Genomic DNA, 22,116 nt, shown 5'->3' on the forward strand with positions numbered 1-22,116 from the left:
CACCTCCCGAATCGCGCATCTCACCCCGGAGGATCAGCGATGAGTTCCCGACACCACCTCGGCCCGAAAAAGCAGGCCCTGCTGTGCGCCGCCGCCCTGACACTGCCCCTCGCGGCGGGGTGCGGCGGCGCGGGCGCCTCGGACGGCGCCAAGACCGCCGAGCCGGCCAGCCTGAAGGAGCTCGCCGAGCAGACGGACTGCTCCCCGACCGGCAAGCGCAAAGTGAAGGACATGGAGCAGGGGAACTGCAAGAACGACCTCGGGCGTTACGTCCTGCTCAGCTTCACCACCGACAAGAACATGGACGCCTGGCTGAAGGAGGCCAAGCCGTGGGGCGGGGTGTACCTGGTCGGCGCCCGCTGGGTGGTGGTGAGCCAGGAGAAGACCCTGCAGACGATCCGCAAGGACCTCGGCGGCAAGATCGTGCACGGGGACACCCACAGCTGGGGCAACGGCTCGGGCGGGCACGGCTCGGGCGGGCACGGCTCGGGCGGCTGAGGCGGCCCGGTCAGGAGGTGTGCGTGTCGTCCGCACCGCGCACCAGCAGGACGCCCCAGCGTTCGAGGGCGGGCCCGGTGCGCGCCAGGACGCGCCGCGCGGCCAGGCCACGGCCGATCAGGCCCGGGTGCCACAGCGGATGCCCGGGGCCGTCGACGACGACCCGGACGGCGGCGACCGGCCGGGAGCCGGCCCGCGCGGCGACCACGGCCGACTCCATGTCCGCCACCCGTGCGCCCTGTGCCGCCCAGATCGCCCGTTCCCTGCCGCGGACGACGCGGCGGGTGGTCACCAGCGGCCCGACCTGCACGCTGAGGCCGTCCCGGATGAGCTCCTCGGCGAGCAGGCGCGGCGCGCTGCACGGCACCGGGTCCGTTCCCGGGCCGGTGCCGCGGATCTCGTCGGCGACCAGGACGTCCCCCGGCCGCAGCCGCTCGTCGAGCGCGCCCCCGAAGCCCATCGTGACGAGGGCGGCGCAGGAGTCCGGCAGCCGGTCGGCGTACCGGGCGCGGTAGCCGACGACCACGACCGGCGTGCGGGTGAGGCCGCGGCGGACCGCGCGGGCCTCCACGCGCAGCGCCGCGCACACCACCGGCCCCACCACGGGCCGTGACTCCACGGCATCGTCACTGGTCACGGTTCCAGCGAAACACGATGTCACCCGGAGATCCAGTTGCGTCACCGTGGGGTACCACATCCGTCCCGCGCGAATCCGCCCTCCGGGGGGCGAAGCGGGCGGACGGTCCCCTTAGACTCCCCGCATGAGACCCTTTCCCCTCCGGCGGAAGCTGGCCGTCCTCCCGTTCGCCCTGCTGCCGCTCGGTGCCGCCGCCGGGTGCGGCAGTGAGAACGCCACCACCGAATGCAGCGTGAACGCGTGCACGGTGACCTTCGACCGCGGCGTCGAGGCGAGTGCCTCCATCCTCGGTGTGAAGGCCGAGCTGGTGAAGGTGGAGGGCCAGATGGTGACCCTCAAGATCGCGGGCCAGACCGTGACCGTGCCGGCGGGCGAGGGCGAGCAGGCCGAGGGCTTCGACGTCTCGGTCCAGTCGGTCACCCAGGACAACGTCGTCGTCAAGATCTCCAACGGCGGCGGGGGCGGCTGATCCCCGCTAGTATTCGTTCATGCGTTCGATGAACGTGGCCGAGCGCCGCGCCCGGCTCGGTCTCCGCCACCGGCTGTCCCCCCAGGCCAGGACCGACGACGTCCGTGAGGTCGCGCGGTCCATGGTGGTGCTGCACGCCACGGACCCGGCCACCGTGTTCCTGTCGGTCGCGGCGCGCAGCGTCGGCACCGCCCCGGAGGCGGTGGAGCGGGCCCTGTACGACGAGCGGACGCTGCTGCGGATGCTCGCGATGCGCCGGACGATGTTCGTCGCGCCCGTCGAGCTCGTCCCGGTCCTGCAGGCCTCCACGGCGAACGCCCTGGCCGCCAAGCAGCGCGCCGCCTACGCGCGGATCATCGAGCGCGGCAGCGACATCCCCGACGTCCCCGCCTGGTTCGCGGAGGTCGAGGAGGCCGCGCACCGGGCGCTGCTGGCGCGCGGGGAGGCGACGGGCGCGCAGCTCAGCGCGGACGAGCCCCGGCTGCGGACGCAGGTCGACCCGGCCCCCGGCAAGCCGTACTCCAAGCCCACGAACATCACCACGTGGATCCTGGTCACTCTCGGCTGTGAGGGCCTCATCGTCCGGGGGCGCCCGAACGGGACGTGGATCAGCAGCCAGTACAAGTGGTCGCCCGTCGAGGCCTGGCTGCCCGGCGGCATCGAGGACGTCCCGGCCGGGGCCGCCCGCGCCGACCTCGTCCGCCGATGGCTGCGGGCGTTCGGCCCCGCCCCGGTCTCCGACCTGAAGTGGTGGACGGGCTGGAACGCCGGCGACGTCGGCAAGGCCCTCGCGCTCCTCGACGTCACCGAGGTCGATCTCGGCGGCGGCACCGGCGTGGTGCTGTCCGACGACCTGGAGCCGGTGCCCGCCCCGGAGCCGTGGGCGGCGCTGCTGCCCGCCCTCGACCCGACGCCGATGGGCTGGCGCGAACGCGGCTGGTTCCTCGGCGACCACGGCCCTCCGCTGTTCGACACGAACGGCAACATCGGCCCGTCGGTCTGGTGGGACGGCCGGGTCGTCGGCGGGTGGGCCCAGCGCAAGGACGGCGAGATCGCCGTCCGCCTGCTGGAGGACGTCGGCGCCGACGCCGAGGCCGCGATCGACCATGAGGCCGGGCGCCTGTCGGCCTGGTACGGCGACATCCGCGCGACGCCCCGCTTCCGCACGCCGCTGCAGCGCGAACTCACGTCCTGACCCGGGCGCGGGGCTCCGCCTCCGGTCAGTGGCCGTAGGGGCCGGGGAGGGCGGCTCTGCGCTTGGCGCCGCCGCGGCGGACGAGGGTGACGACGAAGGCGACGGCCGCGAGGGTTCCGAGCCCCATCGCGCCGAGGACGGCGAGCCCCAGGTAGCCGTGGACGGTGTCGTCCGGTGTCACCAGGATCGGGCCCACGGTGCCGCGGCACCGGAGCATGGCCGTCCCCGACGCGGGCGCCTCGAACGTGGCGGTGTAGCGGTAGGACGGGTGCTCGCCGGCGCTCCAGGAGTTCTTCCTGGTCAGCCCGATGGGGCCGGTCCGCTCCCCCACCTCGACCGAGCACGCGAAGGGCGAGGACTCGCCGATCCGCACGTAGATGAAGTAGCCGTACCCCTCCGAGAGCTCGACGCGGACCCCGGCCACGGGGTCTCCGGTCGCCGACCGGCCGTCCGCGACCTGGGAGTCGTCCCACAGGAACGCGAACACGGTGAAGAACCCGGCGATCGCCACGAGGATCAGGACGACGGGCAGGGCGTACCAGCCGGCACCCGGTTTGATCTGCTGCGCCCGGGGCCAGGACGGCACCGCCTGGCCGCGCCCCGTGGGCGGCGGTTCAAGCGGAGGGTTCGACCCGGGCCACATCAGTGTTCCCCCTGCAGAGCCGGTTGTGCAGAAACGCAACGATCTCAGACAAGTTTGCACCCCGCCAGAGATGCCATTTGTAAGGGGCTGCTGATCGTCGCGTTTCGGACGGGTCTCCAACGGGGGCACCGGCACGTCCGACCGGCGGTCGCCGGCGGCCGTGGCGATCGCAGGCAGCCGGAACAGATACCTTACTAGGTAGTAGCAACCGATGGCGCGCACGGAGACAGCCGTCTGGGAGACAGCATGGCCCTGTGGGACCGACTGCCCGCACCACCGATCCGCCTCCGCCGCCCCCGCGGACTCGCCCCCTACACCGTCGAGCGCGACCTGCCGGTCACCATGCCGGACGGCGTGACGCTCCTCGCCGACCGGTACGTCCCCAGCGGCGTGCACCGCCCGCCCACCATCCTGGTGCGGACGCCCTACGGGCGGCGCGGCCCTGCGGCGCTGGCCAACGGACTGCTGCTCGTCCCCTTCGGATTCCAGCTTGTCGTGCAGAGCGCGCGCGGCACATTCGGTTCCGGCGGCGAGTTCGACCCGCTCGGCACCGAACGCGAAGACGGGCTCGCCACCGTGGAGTGGCTGAAGACACAGCCGTGGTTCAACGGCGCGTTCGCCACCTACGGCGCCAGCTACCTCGGCTACTCCGCATGGGCGGTCGCGGCCGAGGCGGGACCGGAGCTGAAGGCGATGTCCCTGCAGATCACCGCGTCCTCGTTCCGGGACGCCGCCTACGTCGGCGGGTCGTTCGCGCTGGAGTCCACCCTCACCTGGACCGACCTCACACACCGGCAGAAGCAGCCGTTCGGGCTGCTGACCGCGCCGCTGCTGTCGCGCCGCCGCGCCGTCCGCGCCGCCCGCTCCGGCCGTCCCCTCGCGGAGCTGGACGTGCTGACCGGCGGGGAGCATATGCGGTTCTACCAGGACCTCCTCACCAACCACACGGCCGCGGACGGCTACTGGGAGAACCGCGACTTCAGCGGGACGGTCGGCGGCGTCGAGGCGCCCGTCAGCCTCCTCGGCGGCTGGTACGACGTTTTCCTGCCGTGGCAGCTCAAGGACTATCTCGCGCTGCGCGCCGCCGGGCACGCCCCGTACCTGACCATCGGCCCCTGGTGGCACACCGACGCCCGGCACGGCCTGCCGTCGCTGCGCGAGTCCCTCGCCTGGTTCCGCGCCCACCTGCTCGGCGACACGTCCGGGCTGCGCGCCGACCCCGTCCGCGTCTACGTGACGGGCGCGCGGGAGTGGCGGCACTACCGCGACTGGCCGCCGCCGGGGACGCGCCAGACGCGCTGGCACCTGCACGCCGGCCACGGTCTCGGCGAGGACGGCCCGCAGGACGCCCCCGCCAGCACCTACCGGTTCGACCCGGCCCGCCCGACGCCCGCGCTCGGCGGCCCCACCCTGCTCGGCAGCTCCCGCCCGGTCGACAACCGGCCGCTGGAGCGGCGCCCCGACGTCCTGGTGTTCACCTCCCCCGCCCTGACCGGCGACCTCGACGTCATCGGCCCGGTCGGCGCGGACCTGTTCGTCCGCTCCGACCGCGAGCACACCGACTTCATCGTCCGGCTCTGCGACGTCGCCCCGGACGGCACGTCCCGCAACGTCTGCGAGGGCGGCCTGCGGTTGCCCGCCGCCGCGGACAAGCCCGTCGGGACCGCCGGCGTCCGCCGCATCGCCGTCGACCTGTGGCCGACCGGGCACCGGTTCGCACGCGGCCACAAGGTCCGCGTCCACGTCACCAGCGGCGCCCACCCCAAGGTCGCCGCCAACCCCGGCACCGGGGAGCCGCTCGCCACCGCGAGCCGGATGGTGGCGGCGCACCAGGAGCTCTTCCACGACCCGGACCACCCGTCCGCGATCATCCTGCCTGTTCATTGCAGTGCCCGTTGAAGGGAGGGCGTTCAACGCCCGACCGCCGAGGGCACTGCAATGAGCACAACGCGGGCCGCGTCCTCCTCGCCCGGCCCCCAGCGGGCCGTGTCGCGGGAGCCGATCGAGACGGCCGGCTTGATCACGTACTCGGGCCAGCCGGACGGGACGTCGTCCGGGTCCCACAGGGTCGGGACGACCGGCAGGCCCGCGTCGGACAGGTCGCGGAGGTAGCGCTTGTCGGTGTTCCAGCGGACGACGCCGGCGGGGTTCAGGACGTGCGGCAGGCTCTCCGCCCACGCCACGAACGCGTCGCGCCTTCCGGTGTAGTCCCAGGTGGAGCGGATGACGACCAGGTCGTGGCGGGACCAGTCGACGTCGCCGTCCCAGATGACAGGCTCGGCGCCGATGCCGAGGGAGCCGAGTGCGGCGATCAGGGCCGGCACGTCGTCGTTCCCGTCGGGCAGCAGGGAGCAGGTCGCGAACGCGATGGTCGTGCGGAGGGCTTCCTGTTCAGCGCACGGGCTGCCCGGCGGCGTCCAGCGCGGCCTTGACCTCGGAGATCTTCAGCTGGCCGAAGTGGAAGACGCTGGCGGCCAGAACGGCGTCCGCTCCCGCGTCCACGGCGGGGACGAAATGCTCGACGGCTCCGGCGCCGCCGCTGGCGATCACCGGCACGGTCACCGCCTCCCGGACGAGGCGCAGCATCTCCAGGTCGAAGCCGGCCTTGGTGCCGTCGGCGTCCATGGAGTTCAGCAGGATCTCGCCGACGCCGAGGGCCTGGCCGCGGCGGGCCCACTCGACCGCGTCGATGCCGGTCCCCTTGCGGCCGCCGTGCGTGGTCACCTCGAACCCCGACTCGGTGCCGCCGGCCCGGCGCGCGTCCACCGACAGCACGACGCACTGCGACCCGAACCGGTGCGCGGCCTCCCGCAGGAACTCGGGGCGCGCGATCGCGGCCGTGTTGATCGACACCTTGTCGGCGCCCGCGCGCAGCAGCCGGTCGACGTCCTCGACGGTCCGGACGCCGCCGCCGACCGTGAGCGGGATGAACACCTGCTCGGCGGTGCGGCGGACGACGTCGTAGGTCGTGGAGCGGTCGGCGCTGGACGCGGTGATGTCGAGGAACGTCAGCTCGTCGGCGCCCTCGGCGTCGTAGCGGCGGGCCAGCTCGACGGGGTCGCCGGCGTCCCGCAGGTTCTGGAAGTTGACGCCCTTGACCACGCGCCCGGCGTCGACGTCGAGGCACGGGATCACCCGCACGGCCACGGTCACTTGACGGCCTCCAGGGCCTCTTCGAGCGTGAACGCCCGCGCGTAGAGCGCCTTGCCGACGATCGCGCCCTCCACACCGTCCGGGACGAGACCCGCCAGCGTCCGCAGGTCGTCGAGGGAGGAGACGCCGCCGGACGCGATGACGGGCCTGTCGGTCCGGGAGCACACCTCGCGGAGCAGCCCGGTGTTGGGGCCGCGCAGCGTGCCGTCCTTGGTGACGTCGGTGACCACGTAGCGGGGGCAGCCGTCGTCCTCCAGCCGGGCGAGGACGTCCCACAGGTCGCCGCCCTCCCGCGTCCAGCCGCGCGCGGCGAGCGTCGTGCCGCGCACGTCCAGCCCCACCGCGATCTTGTCGCCGTGCGAGGCGATGATCTTCCGGCACCATCCGGGGTCCTCCAGCGCGGCGGTGCCGATGTTGACGCGGGCGCAGCCGGTGGCCAGGGCCGCCTCCAGCGACGCGTCGTCGCGGATGCCGCCGGACAGCTCCACCTTCACGTCCAGCTTCCCGGTCACCTCGGCGAGCAGCTCCCGGTTGGACCCGCGGCCGAACGCGGCGTCCAGGTCGACCAGATGGATCCACTCCGCCCCCGCGCGCTGCCACGCCAGCGCCGCCTCGAGCGGGGCGCCGTAGGAGGTCTCGGTGCCGGCCTCGCCCTGGACCAGGCGGACCGCCTGGCCGTCGGCGACGTCGACGGCGGGAAGGAGCGTCAAAGTCATGCTGAAACCTTATCGACGGGTCGTGGAAGACGAGCTCAGGACAGGGTGGTGAGCCAGTTGCGGAGCAGTTCGGCTCCCGCGTCGCCCGACTTCTCCGGGTGGAACTGGGTGGCGCACAGCGGGCCGTTCTCGACGGCGGCGACGAAACGGTCGCCGTGCTCGGCCCAGGTGACCAGGGGCGCCTCGATGAGGCCGGTCGGGTCGGGCTCCAGGTCCCAGCGGCGGGCCGCGTAGGAGTGGACGAAGTAGAACCGGGCGTCCTCCAGGTCGCGGAAGAGGACCGAGCCGCCGGGGACGTCCACGGTGTTCCAGCCCATGTGCGGGACGACCGGGGCGTCGAGCCGGTCGACCGTGCCGGGCCACTCGTCGCAGCCCTCGGTGGTGACGCCGTGCTCGATGCCCTTGGTGAACAGGATCTGCATGCCGACGCAGATGCCGAGGACGGGACGCCCGCCGGCGAGGCGGCGTCCGATGATCTGGTCGCCGCGCACCGAGCGCAGGCCCGCCATGCACGCCGCGAACGCGCCGACGCCGGGCACGACCAGGCCGTCGGCGGCGAGCGCGGCGTCCCAGTCGGCGGTGACCGTCACGGCGGCGCCGGCGCGGGCGACGGCGCGTTCGGCCGAGCGCAGGTTCCCCGACCCGTAGTCGAGGATGACGATGTCCTTCACAGTCGCATCAGTCCTTCACAGCCACGACACGCCCCCGGCGATGGCCAGCCCGGCGAGGACCAGCAGGATCACCGCGCCGATCTTGATGCCCTGCTTGACGAAGCTGTAGACGCCCGCCAGCAGGAACACCGCGACCGCGAAGAGCGCGATGTTGCCGTAGGTGAAGTGCAGGTCGCCGATGTCCACGGCTACAGCGCCCCCTTGGTCGACGGGACGCCGTGCACCTTCGGGTCGAACGCCACGGCGTCGCGCAGCGCGCGGGCGAGGGCCTTGAACTGGGCCTCGACGATGTGGTGGGCGTTGCGCCCGTACGGGACGTGGACGTGCAGCGCCACCCGCGCGTTCGACACGAACGACTCGAAGATGTGCCGGGTCATCGTGGTGTCGTACTCGGGGCCGATCATCGGGGCCATGCCGTCCGGCTCGACGTGCACGAGGTAGGGGCGGCCGGACACGTCCACGGTGACCTGCGCGAGCGCCTCGTCCAGGGGGATCGACGCGTCGGCGAAGCGGCGGATGCCGGCCTTGTCGCCGAGCGCCTCCCGGAACGCCTGGCCCAGCGCGATGGAGGTGTCCTCGATCGTGTGGTGGCTGTCGATGTGCAGGTCGCCGGTGGTCTTGACGGTCAGGTCGAACGACCCGTGCTTGCCGAGCTGGGCCAGCATGTGGTCGAAGAACCCCACGCCGGTCGCGACGTCGACCTGCCCGGTCCCGTCGAGGTCGATCTCCACGAGGACCTGGGTCTCTCTGGTCCCGCGCTCGACTCGTCCCTTGCGCGTCACAGACTCTCCTTCAGTGCGGTGCGGAAGGCGGCCATCTCGTCCGGGGTGCCGACGGTCACCCGCAGCCACTCGGGCGGCCCGACCTCCCGGATCAGCACGCCCCGTTCGAGGAGGTTCTCCCAGACGCGGCGGCGTTCCGGGAACGTCCCGAACAGGACGAAGTTGGCGTCGGAGTCGGCCACCCGGAACCCCTCGGCCCGCAGCCACGCGACGAGGTCGTCGCGTTCGCGGCGCAGCGCGCCGACGCCGCCGAGCAGTTCCTCGCCGTGCGCGAGGGCGGTGCGGGCCACGGCCTGGGTGACGGCCGACAGATGGTAGGGCAGCCGGACGAGCAGCAGCGCTTCGAGGACGGCCGGGTCGGCGGCCAGGTAGCCGAGCCGGGTCCCGGCCATCGCGAACGCCTTGGACATCGTCCGGGTGACGATCAGCCGGGGGTTGCCGTCCAGCAGCGTCAGCGCGGACGGCGTCTCCCGGCGGCGGAACTCGCCGTAGGCCTCGTCGACGACGACCATGCCGGGCGCGGCCCGCACGACGGCCTCGATCGCCTCCAGCGGCAGCGCCGTCCCGGTCGGGTTGTTCGGCGAGGTGAGGAACACGATGCCGGGCCGGTGCTCCTCGACGGCCTCGATCGCGCGGGCGGGATCGATCCCGAAGTCCTCGTCGCGGAAGGCGCTGATCCAGCGCGTCCCCGACACCCCGGTGATGATCGGGTGCATCGAGTAGGACGGCTCGAAGCCGAGCGCGCTGCGGCCCGTCCCGCCGAACGCCAGCAGGATCTGCTGGAGGATCTCGTTGGAGCCGTTCGCGGCCCACACCCGTTCCGCGGTGAGGCCGATGCCGGGCGTGTCGGCGTTCAGGAACGCGGCGAGGTCCTCGCGGAGCGCGACGGCGTCACGGTCGGGGTAGCGGTTCAGCGTCCCGGCGACGTCCATGACGGCCTCGCCGACGGCCTTCACCAGCCGCTCGGACGGCGGATACGGGTTCTCGTTGGTGTTCAGCGCGTACGGGACGTCGAGCTGGGGCGCTCCGTAGGGTTCGCGGCCCCGCAGGTCGTCTCGCAGCGGCAGGTCGTCGAGCGAGGTCACGAGGGGATCTCCCAGTCGAAGCGGGCCTTGAGCGCGGCGCCGTGGGCGGGCAGGTCCTCCGCCTCTGCGAGCGCGACCACGCGGGCGGTGGCGCCGGCGAGCGCGTCGCGGTCGTACTCGACGACGTGGACGCCGCGCAGGAACGACTGGACCGACAGCCCGGACGAGTGGCAGGCGCACCCACCGGTCGGCAGCACGTGGTTGGACCCGGCGAGGTAGTCGCCGAGCGACACCGGGGCGTGCCGCCCCACGAAGATCGCACCGGCGTTGCGGACGCGGGCGGCGACGGCGGAGGCGTCGGCGGTCTGGATCTCCAGGTGCTCGGCGGCGTAGGCGTCCACGACCCTGAGGCCGTCCTCGACGTCGTCGACCAGGACGATGCCGGACTGCCGCCCGGCGAGGGCCTCGGTGATCCGCTCGACGTGCCTGGTGCGGGCGACCTGCGCCTTCAGCTCGGTCTCGACGTCGTCGGCCAGCCGCGCCGAGTCGGTGACCAGCACGGCGGCGGCGAGCGTGTCGTGCTCGGCCTGGCTGATCAGGTCGGCGGCGACGTCCACGGGGTTCGCGGTGGTGTCGGCGAGGATCGCGATCTCGGTCGGGCCGGCTTCGGCGTCGATGCCGATCACGCCCTTGAGAAGCCGTTTGGCGGCCGCGACGTAGACGTTGCCGGGCCCGGTGACGAGGTCGGCGCGGGGGCACTCGCCGGTGCCGTAGGCGAACATCGCGATCGCCTGCGCACCGCCCGCGGCGTACACCTCGTCGACGCCGAGGAGCGCGCACGCGGCCAGGATCGCCGGGTGCGGCAGCCCGCCGAAGCCGCGCTGCGCGGGCGAGGTCACGGCGAGGGAGCCGACCCCGGCCTCCTGCGCGGGCACGACGTTCATGACCACGCTGGACGGGTACACGGCGCGCCCGCCCGGGACGTACAGCCCGACGCGTCCGACCGGGATCCAGCGTTCGGTGACGGTGCCGCCGGGCACGACCCGCGTGGTGACGTCGGTGCGGCGCTGGGCGCGGTGGACGACGCGGGCGCGGCGGATGCTCTCCTCCAGCGCGTCGCGGACGGCGGGGTCGAGTTCGGCGAGGGCCCGGTGGACGGCCTCGACCGGGACCCGGGCGCTCTCCAGGTCGACCCCGTCGAAGTTCTTCGTGTGCTCCCGGACCGCCTCCGAACCCCGATGGCGGACGTCCTCACAGATGGGCCGCACCTTGTCCAGGGCGGCCTCGACGTCGAGTTCGGCGCGGGGCAGCACGGAGCGCAGATCGCCGGGTAGCGAGCCGCGCAGGTCGATACGGGAAATCACCCGTCCAGTCTACGGAGTGCGTTCCACCCCTCGCGCACCGTCTCACGTGCCGAGACCGCCGTGCCGGCCGCGCCGGTCACGCCCGCAGCTCGCCGTCCAGGACGGTGACGGCCGCCCCGGACAGGACGACCCGGTCACCGCGCACGGCGACGCCCACGTACCCCCCTCGCGATGACGCCTGGAAGCCGGTCATGGCGGCGCGGCCGAGGCGTTCCGCCCAGTAGGGGGCGAGGGCGCAGTGCGCCGAGCCGGTGACGGGGTCCTCGCCGTCGTCGGGCAGGACGCGCGGGGCGAAGAACCGGGACACGAAGTCGTGATCGTCCCCCTGGGCGGCCGCCGCCGTGACGATCACTCCGCGGGCGTCGATCCGGGCCACCGCCGGGATGTCGGGGGTGAGGCCGCGGACGGCGGCCTCGTCGGCGACCTCGGCGAGCAGGTCGTTCTGCGCGTTGCGTCCGACGGCGCCCACCTGGACGCCGAGCGCCTCGGCGAGCCCTTCTGGGGCGTCGACCGGCTCGGGCGGGCAGGCCGGGAAGTCCATCGACAGGGTCCCGTCCCCGGTCACGGTGAGGACACCGCTCTCGAGCGTCCGGAAGCGGATCGGCTTGCCGGACGGGACGGTTCCGGTGAAGTAGAGGGCGTGCGCGGCGCCCAGGGTGGCGTGCCCGCACAGCGCGACCTCCACCATCGGCGTGAACCAGCGCAGCTCGAAGTCCGCCTCGGCGTCTTCGACGGGACGGACGAACGCGGTCTCGGAGTGCTTCATCTCGGTGGCGACCCGCTGCATCCATCCGGGATCGGCGGCGTCGCGGAGCAGGCACACCCCGGCCGGGTTGCCGGCGAACGGGCGGGCGGTGAAGGCGTCGACGACGAGCATCCTCATGACGCCGACGCTACCGGCCGGCCCGCGTGGGGCGGCAGGGCCGATCGGAGAGAATGGCCCGGGCCGCGGGCCGTCCGGGCGCGCCGCCCGCGGCGGCCGCGGCGCGATGACACCCGCTTCACAATGTGAAAAACCAACCCTTACCAAGATCATCAAGTAGGACGTACGCTGGCGTCGAGGGCGTTCCCCGGCGGCGCCCAGGAGCGTGGGAGAAAGAGTGTGACCGAGAGGCTCGCCCTGTTCCCCCTGGGCACCGTGCTGTTCCCGGGGCTGGTGCTCCCCCTGCACCTGTTCGAGGACCGCTACCGGCGGCTGGTCGGCGACCTCCTGGAGCGGCCCGAACCGCGCGGCTTCGGCGTCGTCGGCATCCAGCTCGGCCACGAGGTCGGCGACGGCGCGGCGCACCGGCTCGCCGAGGTCGGCTGCGTCGCCGAGCTGCGGGAGGCGACACGGCATCCGGACGGGCGGTACGACATCGTGACGGTCGGCGCCCGGCGGTTCCGGCTGAAGGAGCTGGACCGGTCCCGGCCCTACCTGCAGGGCGAGGTGGAGTACCTCCCGGAGGAGCCCGGCGCGGACACGGGGCCCATCGCGCGGCGCGTCCGCCGGCTGTACCGGCTGTACCGGCACCGGCTGGGCGCCGCCGGCGACGGGCCGTTCGACGAGGCCGAGCCGCCGGACGACCCGGTGGCCATGTCCTACGTGATCGCCGCGTCGCTCGTCCTGGACGGCCACGACAAGCAGCGGCTGCTGGAGTGCGAGGACGCCACGCTGCGCCTTGAGGCCGAACGCGACCTGCTGGCCAGGGAGAACCGCATCCTGGACGTGCTTCCGATGATCCCCGCCGGGCAGTTCCTCGACGGCTCGTTCCACCCCAACTGAGGCGATCACGGCAGACTGCCGTCCATGAGCACAGCGAAGGCCGGGGGCGGCAAGGGGAACGGCGCCAAGGGCGGCATGGGGACGCCGGCGACCGTCGCCGCCACCAAGGCGGGGATCGAGTTCACGCTGCACGCCTACGAACCCGACCCGGACGCCGGGTCCTACGGGGAGGCCGCCGCCGACGCCCTCGGCATCCCGCACGGGCAGATCTTCAAGACACTGCTCGCGGACGTCGACGGGCGGCTGACCGTGGGCGTCGTCCCCGTGTCGGCGACCCTGGACCTGAAGGCCCTCGCCGCGGCGGCCGGCGGCAAGAAGGCGCGGATGGCCGACCCGCGCGACGCCGAGCGCGCCACCGGCTACGTCGTCGGCGGGATCAGCCCGCTCGGGCAGCGCCGGACGCTGCCGACCGTGATCGACGAGTCGGTGTCAGCGCTCCCGGCCGTCTACGTCTCGGCCGGCCGGCGCGGACTGCAGATCGAACTCGCGCCCGCCGACCTCGTCCGCCTCACCGGAGCCTCGCTCGCCGCGATCGCCCGCGGGTAGCCGCCGGACGACCACCTCCAGCAGCCCGTACAAGGAGACCGCGGGCAGCGCCCAGAACACCAGGAAGCCCTTGGCCCGCAGGTCGGCGACCCCCGTCACGGTGGTGCCGTCGCGCGCGGTGCGGACCGCGTCCCGGAACTCCGCCAGCCCGATCAGGTGGCCGGTCTGCCAGGCGAGGACGGCCGCGGCGGAGCCGCCCACGGCCAGCCCCAGCAGCAGCGGGATGTCGTTGCGGCGGCCGCCCGCCAGATAGGCGGCGGTGCCGCACAGCAGACCGGCGACGAGGGCGATGACGGCGAACCGCGCGTCGACGCCGATCGGCCCCTGGCCTTCCGGATCGGCGAGCAGCGGCTCACCCTGGACGATCACATATGTCACCTCGGGGACCGTCCAGGCCCACAACAGCCCCGCCGGCGGACCGAGAAGCGTCACGACGACCGCTGCCACCGCCCCCGTCGTCCAGGGCCTCGTCGTCAAGAGCCTCCCGGTGGGTCCCCGCACCTCGTACGCTCCTAGATGTGAGTCCTCTGACAGCGAAAGCCTAGCCTGCCCGATTCCGGCCCCCGATCGCCTCGACTACTGGGATAATGTGCCCGACATGTCCGGATTCAGTCCCGCGTTCGAACGCCTCGGCGCCGCGCTGGCGGCCGTCGTCCTGCAGCAGCAGGAGACGCTCGCCGAGTTCCTGCCGCGCGAGGACTGGAGCGCCGACCTGACCGCCCGCACCTACGCCAGCGGCGGGGTCACCGTCCGGGTCTCGCTCCTCGGCAGCTATGCCGCCCGCGAGCGCACCTGGCTGTGGGGATGGGCGAACCCGCAGTTCGGCGACGCGCACCCCGCCGTCGTCCCGACACTGGTCATCCGGAGAATCGGCGAACGGCTCGGCATCCCCGAGTTCACCACCCCCGAGGTCGACCTGTCCTGGTACGAGGGACCCGCCGGGCACGGCGGCGAGCTGATCGCGATGGCCGCCGGCGGCGTCCTCGGCGGCGCCGGCTACATCGGCGCCGGCTACGACGGCGGCTCGGCCTACCTGCACGTCGACGACCCGCAGGCACCGCCCGCGCAGTGGGACCCCGTCCCGATCCCCCGGCTGCTGGCCAACGCGGCGAGCCTGTTCCCGCACGAGCCGCGGCTGACGCTCGCCGGGTTCCTGTCCCACCACCGCGTCCCGTTCCGGCAGACCGACGTGCTGACCGAGGCGCTGCTCCCCGGCGGCGGCACGGCCCGCGCCCAGTTCGACGGCCTAGGCCGCCTCGTCAAATGGCACACGGACCTTGTCGCGGTGCATTAGCCGCCCGGCGCTGGAGCCCCCGGCGGCCAAGGCGCCGCGTGCGATCGCTTCATCGGTTTCCCGCTTCGCTCGAAACCGCCTCCGGACGCGATCGCGACGGCCGAGGCCGGCACGTGACCGGGCACGACCGTCCTCGCCGCCTCCGCCGCCCGACCCCCGTAACGTTACTGATTCGGCCCGGCGGCGGCCTCGGTAGCGTCGGCCCCATGACCTACCGATTCGGCATCCAGCTCAACCCGTCCGCCGCCGGCCTCGGCGACGTCCGCGCCCTCGCCCGGCTCGCCGACCGCGACGGTCTCGACCTGCTCGGCGTGCAGGACCACCCGTACGCCGCCGACCACGCCGACACGTTCGCGCTCATCGCGGCCGTCCTCGCCGAGACCGAGCGGCTCCGCGTGTTCCCGGACGTGGCGAGCCTGCCGCTGCGGGGACCCGCCGTCGTCGCCAAGCAGGCCGCCACGCTCGACCTGCTCAGCGGCGGGCGATTCGAGCTGGCACTCGGCGCCGGCGCGTTCTGGCCCGCGATCACCGCGATGGGCGGCCCGCACCGCACGGCCGGGCAGGCGCTCCGGGCGCTGGAAGAGGCCATCGAGATCATCCGGGCCATGTGGCGTCCCGGCGAGACCGTCAAGGTCACCGGAGAGCACTACACGGTGAAGGGCGTCCACGCGGGCCCCGCCCCGGCGCACCCGGTCGGCATCTGGATCGGAAGCGTCGGCCCCCAGTCCCTCGCGCTCACCGGACGCGTCGGCGACGGGTGGGCCGCGCCGATCCCGCACTACCTCCCGTACGAGAAGTGGCGCGAATCCCAGGACGTCATCACCCGAGCCGCCGAGGACGCCGGCCGCGACCCGTCCGCGATCACCCGCATCGCCCAGCTCGTCGGCGACATCACGACCGCCCCCGGCACAATCCGGCTCCAGGGCGAGGAGCCCGTCCGCACCGACGCCGAAGGGTGGGCCCGCGTCCTCGCCGGCCTCGCCGCCGACACCGGGTTCGACACGTTCGTCTACTGGCCCGAGACCGCCGACGAGACCCAGCTTCTCCGCTGGACCCGGGAGGTGATCCCCGCCGCCCGCGCCCTCCTGGACGCCTGACCGCGGATCACCCCAGGCACGACGGGCCGAGAAGCTGCTTCAGGTCGCCCATCAGCGCCGGGGACGGCGCCACCCGCAGCCTGTCGTCCAGCCGGACGACCGTGGTCCGCGGCCCGTTCTGCAGGTGCAGGTGCACCTCCGCGGTGCCGGGATGGGTGACCAGCACCTCCTTCAGCCGCGACACCGTCGGCGGCGTGCAGCGGCCGAGCGGCATCGTGACCGAGAACGGGCCCGTCGCGTCGGTCACCGACAGGTCCGGCTGGGTCACCTCCATCGCGATGATCTTCGCGACGTCCTCGCGGCGGTCCAGCCTGCCCTTGACGATGAGGATCGCGTCCTCGGCCAGCAGGGTGGAGCACAGCTGGTAGGACGACGGGAAGCACAGCACCTCGATGGAGCCGCCGAGGTCCTCCAGCTGGAACATCGCCCACGAGTTGCCCTGCTTGGTGACCTTGCGCTGGAGGCCGGAGAGCAGACCCGCCACGACCACGACCTGGCCGTCCGGCCGCTCCCCCTCGTTCAGGACGGCGATCGTGCAGTCGGCCTCGCGCTCCAGGATGTGCTCCACGCCGAGGAGCGGGTGGTCGGACACGTACAGGCCGAGCATCTCCCGCTCGAACGCCAGGAGGGTCGTCTTGTCCCACTCCTCGCCGTCGGGGATCGTGACGGCGAACGCGTCGTCGGTGCCGTCGTCCTCCAGCGCCCCGAACAGGGAGTCCTGGCCGACGGCCTCCTTGCGCTTGATGTCGATGACGGAGTCGATGGCCTGCTCGTGCACCATCAGCAGCGCCTTGCGCTGGTGGCCCAGTTCGTCGAACGCGCCGGCCTTGATGAGCGACTCCACGACCCGCTTGTTGCAGACGATCGGCGGTACCTTGCCGAGGAAGTCGTTGAAGTCGGTGTAGGCGCCCTTCTCCTTGCGGGCCGCGACGATCCCGTCCACCACGTTGTGGCCGACGTTCCGGACGGCCGACAGCCCGAAGCGGATCTCGGTGTCGCCGAGCGGGGTGAAGTCGGCCTCGGAGGTGTTGACGTCCGGCGGCAGGACCTTCAGGCCCATGCGGCGGCACTCGCTCAGGTAGAGGGCGCTCTTGTCCTTGTCGTCGCCGACGGACGTGAGCAGGCCCGCCATGTACTCGGCCGGATAGTTCGCCTTGAGGTAGGCCGTCCAGTAGGAGACGAGGCCGTACGCGGCGGAGTGCGCCTTGTTGAACGCGTAGTCGGAGAACGGGACGAGGATGTCCCACAGCGTCTTGACGGCCTCCTTGGAGAAGCCGTTGTCGACCATGCCCTGCTCGAAGCCGACGAACTGGGCGTCCAGCTCCGCCTTCTTCTTCTTGCCCATGACGCGGCGGAGAAGGTCCGCTTTGCCGAGCGTGTAGCCCGCCACCTTCTGCGCGATCGCCATGACCTGCTCCTGATAGACGATCAGGCCGTAGGTGGTGTCGAGGATCTCCCTGAGCGGCTCCTCCAGCTCCGGATGGATCGGCGTGATCTCCTGCTGGCCGTTCTTGCGCAGCGCGTAGTTGGTGTGGGAGTTCGCGCCCATCGGGCCGGGCCGGTACAGGGCGCCGACGGCGGAGATGTCCTCGAAGTTGTCCGGCTTCATCAGCCGCAGCAGCGAGCGCATCGGGCCGCCGTCGAACTGGAACACGCCGAGGGTGTCGCCGCGGGCGAGCAGGTCGTAGGTCGGCTGGTCGTCCAGCGGGAGGTCGAGCAGGTCGACGGCGATGCCCTTGTTCTTCTTGATCCCCTTGAGCGCGTCATCGATGATCGTCAGATTCCGCAGGCCCAGGAAGTCCATCTTCAGCAGGCCGAGCGTCTCGCAGGTCGGATAGTCGAACTGCGTGATGATGGCGCCGTCGGCGTCCCGGCGCATGATCGGGATGTGGTCGGTGATCGTCTCACCGGACATGATGACCCCGGCCGCGTGCACGCCGGTCTGGCGGATCAGCCCCTCCAGGCCCTGCGCCAGATCCATGATCTGCTTGACGTCGGTCTCCTCCTCGTACAGCTTGCGCAGCTCGCCCGCCTCGCCGTAGCGGGGGTGCTTGTCGTCGAAGATGCCCGACAGCGGGATGTCCTTGCCCATCACGGCGGGCGGGAACGCCTTGGAGATCCGGTCGCCGAGCGCGTACGGGAAGCCGAGGACGCGGCCCGCGTCCTTGATGGCGGCCTTCGCCTTGATGGTGCCGAACGTGGCGATGAACGAGACCTTGTCGGCGCCCCACTTCTCCGTCGTGTACTTGATGACCTCGGCCCGGCGGTCTTCAGGGAAGTCGATGTCGATGTCGGGCATGGACGCGCGCTCGGGGTTCAGGAACCGCTCGAAGATCAGCCCGTGCGGGATCGGGTCGAGGTCGGTGATGCCCATCGCGTACGCGATCAGCGAGCCGGCGGCGCTGCCGCGCCCCGGTCCGACCAGGATGCCGTTCTCCTTGGCCCAGTTGATGAAGTCGGCGACGACCAGGAAGTAGGACGGATAGCCCTTGCCGAGGATGACGCCCATCTCGTACTCGGCCTGCTCCTTGTACCCGTCCGGCAGGCCGCCCGGGAAGCGGCGCTCCAGCCCCTTCCAGACCTCCGTGCGGAACCAGCTCTCCTCCGTCTCGCCCTCCGGGACGGGGAAGCGGGGGCTGAGGTCCTGGTACTCGAACATGCCCGCCGGATCGACCCGCTCGGCGATCATGAGGGTGTTCCGGCAGCCCTCCGCCCAGATGTCGGACGAGTCGATGGCGCGCATCTCGTCGGCCGTCTTGATGTAGTAGCCGCTGCCGTTGAAGCGGAACCGGTCCGGATCGGCGAGCTGCTTGCCGACCTGGACGCACAGCAGCGCGTCGTGCGCCGTGGCCTCGGACTCGTGCGTGTAGTGCGAGTCGTTCGTGACCACGGGCGGGATGTTCAGCTTCTTGCCGATGTCGATCAGGCCCTGCCGGACCTGCTTCTCGATGTCGAGGCCATGGTCCATCAGCTCCAGGAAGTAGTTGTCCTTGCCGAGGATGTCCTGGAACGTCGCCGCCGCCTTGAGCGCCTCGTCGAACTGGCCGAGCCGCAGCCGGGTCTGGACCTTGCCGGACGGGCAGCCCGTGGTCGCCATCAGGCCGTCCGCGTGCTCGGCGAGCAGCTCCTCGTCCATGCGGGCGTACTTGAAGACGAAGCCCTCGGTGTAGGCGCGGCTGGACAGCTTGAACAGGTTGTGCAGGCCCGACTTGTTCCGCGCCCACAGGGTCATGTGGTTGATCAGGCCGCCGCCGGAGACGTCATCGCGTTTCTGGCTCGGCTCCCCCCACTGGACCTTCTTCTTGTGGAACCGGGACTCGGGCGCCATGTACGCCTCGATCCCGATGATCGGCGTGACCCCGGCCGCCGTCGCCTGCTTGTGGAAGTCGTAGGCGCCGTGCATGTTGCCGTGGTCGGTCATGGCGATCGCCGGCATCCGCTGCCGGCCCACCTCTTCGAACATCTGCTTCAGGCGAGCGGCTCCGTCGAGCATGGAGTACTCCGTATGAACATGCAGGTGAACGAAAGAGTCCGGCATGCCTGCTGCGCCTCCTGCTCGTCGCATGCGACCGCGCACGTGCCTGGCCGGCACGTGTCGCGTCATCGGTCCGGGGGAAGATCGTCGACCCGGCGGGGGCGCCGGGGAGACGCGGTGCAGAGAGCCTAACCCGCTTCGCGCGGGCCCCGCGCCCCGACGCGCCCAATCCCGCGGGCACTACGGTAGGCGCCCGGGGGGACACCGAAAGTGCGCTTGAAATGGCGCGTCAGATGGGCCTGGTCGGCGAACCCCGTGCCCGCCGCGACGTCGGCCGGACGCAGCCCCTCGTCCAGCAGGGCGCGCGCCTTCCGCACCCGCACCTGGTTGAGGTAGGCGTGCGGCGGCAGGCCGACGGTGTCGCGGAAGGCGCGCAGCAGCGCGAACGGGCGGGCCCCGACGGCCTCGGCCAGCCGCTCCAGCGACGGCGGGCCGACGAGGTTCGCGTGCAGGATGTCGCGGGCCTCGCGGACGGCGGCCGGCATGGCGGCGGACGCGCCGTCCGGCCGGACGCGCGCGTGCCGGGTCAGCAGGCCGGCCAGGGCCGCCCTCAGCAGCGTGGACGCCGCCAGCGCGTCCCCCTTCTCCCCCGCCCGGTGGACGGCGCGCAGCAGATCGGCGGCGGCCGGGTCGCCCAGAACGGGTCCGGCGAACGCGGGCGTGCCGGGCCGCGCGCCCAGATCGGCGGCCACCTCGGCCACGACGTCGACCGGCGGGTACATCACGCGGTACGCCCAGCCCTCCGGCGTACCGGCGTGCCCGCTGTGGACGACGCCGGGGTTGACGATGACGATCGAGCCGGCCCCGGCGCGCTCGACGCCGTCGTTCGCGTGCTCGAACTCCTCCACGCCCGCGTCGATCACGCCGAACACGTAGCCGTCGTGCGTGTGCCGGCCGAACCGGTGCGTCACGAAACGGGCACGCAGCAGGTCGACCTCGGGCAATGCCGGATGCCGGTAGTGGTGTGCGACCTCTGCCCCCATACCGGACATGGTATTCGTCTCAGCTCGCGAGACGATCCGTCCGGGGTTTGACGTGCGGGCGCCGCCCCCGCATACCATCGAGCCCATGGAACGTCGTCATCCCAGGTTTACGCAGCCGGCTCCGGGTGAGCCGGTCGCCGTCACCTGAGCGACGACCCCGGAGCCGGCCGAGGCGGAGCCCATCCCGGGCTCTGCCTTTTCTGTTGATCGGAAGCGGCCCCGGGCACGGACTCCCCTCTGCGCGGACGGGCCGCCGCACGAGAGGGAACCCGAATGCACGACCAGGTCATCGACCCCGCCGAGCACGACGCGCCCTGCCCGGCCTGCGGCCCGTCCGGCGGGCCGCGCGTCCCGGAACTGCGCGTCCCGCTGCCGTCCGCGGCGGCCATCACCACGCTCGGCGAGGCCAGGGCCGCGATCGACGGCCTCGACGCCGCCCTCGCCACCCTGCTGGAACACCGCGCCGCGGTCGCCGCGGCCGTCCAGCGGCTCAAGCCGGTCGGCGGCTTCGCCGGACGCGACCCCGGCCGTGAGCGGCGGATCGTCGAGGCGATGGCGGCGCGTGCCCCCTCCCTCGGCCCGGACCGCCTCACCCGCATCATGAACGCGGTCATCGAGGCCGGGCTCGACGCCGCCGAGCCCGGGCGGCCGTCGTGACGCGTGCGCAAGAACGTTCAAGAACGCGCGGCGGGCGGGGCTCTAGCGTCGGCCGCATGAGCGTTACCGAGACCGGGACCACCTCCGGGGAGGACACCCCGGCGGACGACGCCGCCCGGAAGGCCGCCGTACGGGACGGGCTCGGCGTGGGGATCGCCGTCGGCATGTCCGGGCTCGCGTTCGGGGCGGCGGCGGTCACGGCCGGACTCACCGTCGCGCAGGCGTGCGTGCTGAGCCTGCTGGCCTTCACCGGCGCGTCCCAGTTCGCGCTGGCCGGGGTGATCGGCGGTGGCGGCGGGCTGATCGCCGGGTCGCTCGGCGCGGTGCTGCTCGGCGGCCGCAACTCCCTGTACGGGATGCGGCTCGCGCACACGCTGGGCGTCCGGGGCTGGCGCCGGCTGGTCACCGCGCACGTCGTCATCGACGAGACCACCGCCGTCGCGACCGCACAGCCGGGCCGGGCCGCGGCCCGCGCCGGGTTCTACACCACGGCGATCAGCCTCTACCTGGCCTGGAACACCACCACGCTGCTGGGCGCGGCCGGTGCGGCACGGCTGGGCGACCCCGACGTCATCGGCCTGGACGTGCTCGGACCCGCGGCCTTCCTCGCGCTGCTGTGGCCGAGGCTCTCCGCGGGACGGCGGGAGGTGCGGGTCGCGCTGGCCGCCGCGGCGATCGCGCTCGCCGCGACGCCGCTGCTGCCGCCCGGCGTGCCGGTCATGCTGGCCGCCGTCGCCGCGCTGCCCGCCCTGATCGGGCGGAGGGAGACCACGTGAACGTGTGGATCGCGGTGATCGCCACCGGGCTCGGCTGCTACGCGCTCAAGCTCGGCGGGCTCGTCACCCCGCAGCGGGTCCTGGAGGACCCCCGGGTGCTCCGGTTCACCGAACTCGTCCCCGTGGCGCTGCTGACCGCCCTGATCGCCGTGCAGGCGCTCGCCGACGGCAGGACCCTGGAGTTCGACGCCGCCCGCATGGCGGGCCTGGGCGCGGCCGTCGCCGCGCTCCTGCTGAAACTTCCGTTCCTGGTGGTCCTCATCGTGGCCGCCGGTACCGCCGCCGGGCTGCGGCTGCTCGGGCTCTGACC

25 protein-coding genes are annotated in these 22,116 nt (G+C 72.8%); 11 read left to right on the forward strand and 14 right to left on the reverse strand.

Features of this window, described 5'->3' with window-relative positions; genetic code table 11:
* The first annotated feature begins 39 nt into the window (after positions 1–39).
* Positions 40–498 (forward strand): hypothetical protein, encoded by a 459-nt coding sequence (locus ACTWPP_RS17200; protein WP_443105268.1) that lies wholly within the window; start codon positions 40–42, stop codon positions 496–498.
* A 10-nt stretch (positions 499–508) separates the two neighbouring features.
* Here the strand turns inward: ACTWPP_RS17200 and ACTWPP_RS17205 are convergent, their stop codons facing one another.
* Positions 509–1,135: a phosphorylase family protein gene (locus tag ACTWPP_RS17205; RefSeq protein WP_443105269.1), complete on the reverse strand. Its 627-nt coding sequence runs from the start codon at positions 1,133–1,135 to the stop codon at positions 509–511.
* Between the two features lie 124 nt (positions 1,136–1,259).
* Between ACTWPP_RS17205 and ACTWPP_RS17210 the strand changes: the two genes are divergently transcribed.
* Both ACTWPP_RS17210 and ACTWPP_RS17215 read left to right on the forward strand, forming a co-directional pair.
* The gene (locus tag ACTWPP_RS17210; RefSeq protein WP_443105270.1) at positions 1,260–1,604 is read left to right on the forward strand and encodes a hypothetical protein; all 345 of its coding nucleotides are present in this window, start codon (positions 1,260–1,262) and stop codon (positions 1,602–1,604) included.
* A 19-nt stretch (positions 1,605–1,623) separates the two neighbouring features.
* A complete protein-coding gene (locus ACTWPP_RS17215; RefSeq protein ID WP_443105271.1) occupies positions 1,624–2,799 on the forward strand; it encodes a winged helix DNA-binding domain-containing protein in 1,176 nt (391 codons plus the stop codon).
* 25 nt (positions 2,800–2,824) lie between these two features.
* On the opposite strand, the gene ACTWPP_RS17220 is transcribed toward ACTWPP_RS17215, so the two are convergent.
* On the reverse strand, positions 2,825–3,442 hold the full coding sequence (locus ACTWPP_RS17220; protein WP_443105272.1) for a hypothetical protein: 618 nt from the start codon (positions 3,440–3,442) through the stop codon (positions 2,825–2,827).
* Positions 3,443–3,688: 246 nt separating this feature from the next.
* Between ACTWPP_RS17220 and ACTWPP_RS17225 the strand changes: the two genes are divergently transcribed.
* Complete coding sequence (locus ACTWPP_RS17225) at positions 3,689–5,341, forward strand: CocE/NonD family hydrolase (protein WP_443105273.1); 1,653 nt, start codon at positions 3,689–3,691, stop codon at positions 5,339–5,341.
* Between the two features lie 11 nt (positions 5,342–5,352).
* Here ACTWPP_RS17225 and ACTWPP_RS17230 read toward each other — a convergent pair whose 3' ends face one another.
* From ACTWPP_RS17230 to ACTWPP_RS17270, 9 genes are all read right to left on the reverse strand, one after another.
* Entirely contained in the window at positions 5,353–5,766 is a 414-nt protein-coding gene (locus ACTWPP_RS17230) for an ATP-grasp domain-containing protein (RefSeq protein ID WP_443105274.1), read from the reverse strand.
* A 67-nt stretch (positions 5,767–5,833) separates the two neighbouring features.
* Positions 5,834–6,595 carry an imidazole glycerol phosphate synthase subunit HisF gene (gene hisF, locus ACTWPP_RS17235; RefSeq protein ID WP_443105275.1) on the reverse strand — a complete coding sequence of 254 codons (762 nt, stop codon included), beginning with the start codon at positions 6,593–6,595 and terminating at the stop codon, positions 5,834–5,836.
* Entirely contained in the window at positions 6,592–7,311 is a 720-nt protein-coding gene (gene priA / locus ACTWPP_RS17240; protein ID WP_443105276.1) for a bifunctional 1-(5-phosphoribosyl)-5-((5-phosphoribosylamino)methylideneamino)imidazole-4-carboxamide isomerase/phosphoribosylanthranilate isomerase PriA, read from the reverse strand. Before priA ends, hisF begins: the two co-directional genes overlap by 4 nt.
* A gap of 35 nt (positions 7,312–7,346) precedes the next feature.
* The gene (hisH, locus tag ACTWPP_RS17245; RefSeq protein WP_443105277.1) at positions 7,347–7,982 is read right to left on the reverse strand and encodes an imidazole glycerol phosphate synthase subunit HisH; all 636 of its coding nucleotides are present in this window, start codon (positions 7,980–7,982) and stop codon (positions 7,347–7,349) included.
* Positions 7,983–7,997: 15 nt separating this feature from the next.
* Positions 7,998–8,168: a hypothetical protein gene (locus ACTWPP_RS17250; RefSeq protein ID WP_443105278.1), complete on the reverse strand. Its 171-nt coding sequence runs from the start codon at positions 8,166–8,168 to the stop codon at positions 7,998–8,000.
* Positions 8,169–8,170: 2 nt separating this feature from the next.
* Positions 8,171–8,764, reverse strand: a complete 594-nt coding sequence (gene hisB / locus ACTWPP_RS17255) for an imidazoleglycerol-phosphate dehydratase HisB (protein WP_443105279.1) — start codon at positions 8,762–8,764, stop codon at positions 8,171–8,173.
* Positions 8,761–9,849: a histidinol-phosphate transaminase gene (locus ACTWPP_RS17260; RefSeq protein WP_443105280.1), complete on the reverse strand. Its 1,089-nt coding sequence runs from the start codon at positions 9,847–9,849 to the stop codon at positions 8,761–8,763. The genes hisB and ACTWPP_RS17260 overlap by 4 nt, the downstream gene beginning before the upstream one ends.
* Positions 9,846–11,153, reverse strand: coding sequence for a histidinol dehydrogenase (hisD, locus tag ACTWPP_RS17265; RefSeq protein ID WP_443105281.1), 1,308 nt, complete (start codon positions 11,151–11,153; stop codon positions 9,846–9,848). Before hisD ends, ACTWPP_RS17260 begins: the two co-directional genes overlap by 4 nt.
* Before the next feature lie 76 nt (positions 11,154–11,229).
* A complete protein-coding gene (locus ACTWPP_RS17270) occupies positions 11,230–12,036 on the reverse strand; it encodes a PhzF family phenazine biosynthesis protein (protein WP_443105282.1) in 807 nt (268 codons plus the stop codon).
* 219 nt (positions 12,037–12,255) lie between these two features.
* Here ACTWPP_RS17270 and ACTWPP_RS17275 point away from each other — a divergent pair, with 219 nt between their 5' ends.
* On the forward strand, positions 12,256–12,918 hold the full coding sequence (locus tag ACTWPP_RS17275) for an LON peptidase substrate-binding domain-containing protein (protein WP_443105283.1): 663 nt from the start codon (positions 12,256–12,258) through the stop codon (positions 12,916–12,918).
* Positions 12,919–12,942: 24 nt separating this feature from the next.
* On the forward strand, positions 12,943–13,464 hold the full coding sequence (ybaK, locus tag ACTWPP_RS17280) for a Cys-tRNA(Pro) deacylase (RefSeq protein WP_443105284.1): 522 nt from the start codon (positions 12,943–12,945) through the stop codon (positions 13,462–13,464).
* Here the strand turns inward: ybaK and ACTWPP_RS17285 are convergent.
* Entirely contained in the window at positions 13,348–13,941 is a 594-nt protein-coding gene (locus ACTWPP_RS17285; RefSeq protein WP_443105285.1) for a hypothetical protein, read from the reverse strand. The genes ybaK and ACTWPP_RS17285 overlap by 117 nt on opposite strands.
* 121 nt (positions 13,942–14,062) lie before the next feature.
* Between ACTWPP_RS17285 and ACTWPP_RS17290 the strand changes: the two genes are divergently transcribed.
* Together ACTWPP_RS17290 and ACTWPP_RS17295 are read left to right on the forward strand one after the other, a co-directional pair.
* On the forward strand, positions 14,063–14,758 hold the full coding sequence (locus tag ACTWPP_RS17290) for a DUF6882 domain-containing protein (RefSeq protein WP_443105286.1): 696 nt from the start codon (positions 14,063–14,065) through the stop codon (positions 14,756–14,758).
* 206 nt (positions 14,759–14,964) lie between these two features.
* The gene (locus ACTWPP_RS17295) at positions 14,965–15,855 is read left to right on the forward strand and encodes an LLM class flavin-dependent oxidoreductase (RefSeq protein WP_443105287.1); all 891 of its coding nucleotides are present in this window, start codon (positions 14,965–14,967) and stop codon (positions 15,853–15,855) included.
* Positions 15,856–15,862: 7 nt separating this feature from the next.
* Here the strand turns inward: ACTWPP_RS17295 and dnaE are convergent, their stop codons facing one another.
* Together dnaE and ACTWPP_RS17305 are read right to left on the reverse strand one after the other, a co-directional pair.
* On the reverse strand, positions 15,863–19,393 hold the full coding sequence (dnaE, locus tag ACTWPP_RS17300; RefSeq protein WP_443105288.1) for a DNA polymerase III subunit alpha: 3,531 nt from the start codon (positions 19,391–19,393) through the stop codon (positions 15,863–15,865).
* Between the two features lie 125 nt (positions 19,394–19,518).
* A complete protein-coding gene (locus tag ACTWPP_RS17305) occupies positions 19,519–20,373 on the reverse strand; it encodes an AraC family transcriptional regulator (protein WP_443105289.1) in 855 nt (284 codons plus the stop codon).
* Positions 20,374–20,646: 273 nt separating this feature from the next.
* Between ACTWPP_RS17305 and ACTWPP_RS17310 the strand changes: the two genes are divergently transcribed.
* From ACTWPP_RS17310 to ACTWPP_RS17320, 3 genes are read left to right on the forward strand one after another with little or no spacing between them, the layout of a single operon-like run.
* Positions 20,647–21,030, forward strand: coding sequence for a chorismate mutase (locus ACTWPP_RS17310; RefSeq protein WP_443105290.1), 384 nt, complete (start codon positions 20,647–20,649; stop codon positions 21,028–21,030).
* Positions 21,031–21,086: 56 nt separating this feature from the next.
* Positions 21,087–21,806: an AzlC family ABC transporter permease gene (locus ACTWPP_RS17315; protein WP_443105291.1), complete on the forward strand. Its 720-nt coding sequence runs from the start codon at positions 21,087–21,089 to the stop codon at positions 21,804–21,806.
* Positions 21,803–22,114 carry an AzlD domain-containing protein gene (locus ACTWPP_RS17320; RefSeq protein ID WP_443105292.1) on the forward strand — a complete coding sequence of 104 codons (312 nt, stop codon included), beginning with the start codon at positions 21,803–21,805 and terminating at the stop codon, positions 22,112–22,114. The genes ACTWPP_RS17315 and ACTWPP_RS17320 overlap by 4 nt, the downstream gene beginning before the upstream one ends.
* Positions 22,115–22,116 lie beyond the last annotated feature (2 nt).

It is taken from the genome of Actinomadura sp. 3N407, assembly GCF_052245875.1.
Lineage (GTDB): Bacteria > Actinomycetota > Actinomycetes > Streptosporangiales > Streptosporangiaceae > Spirillospora.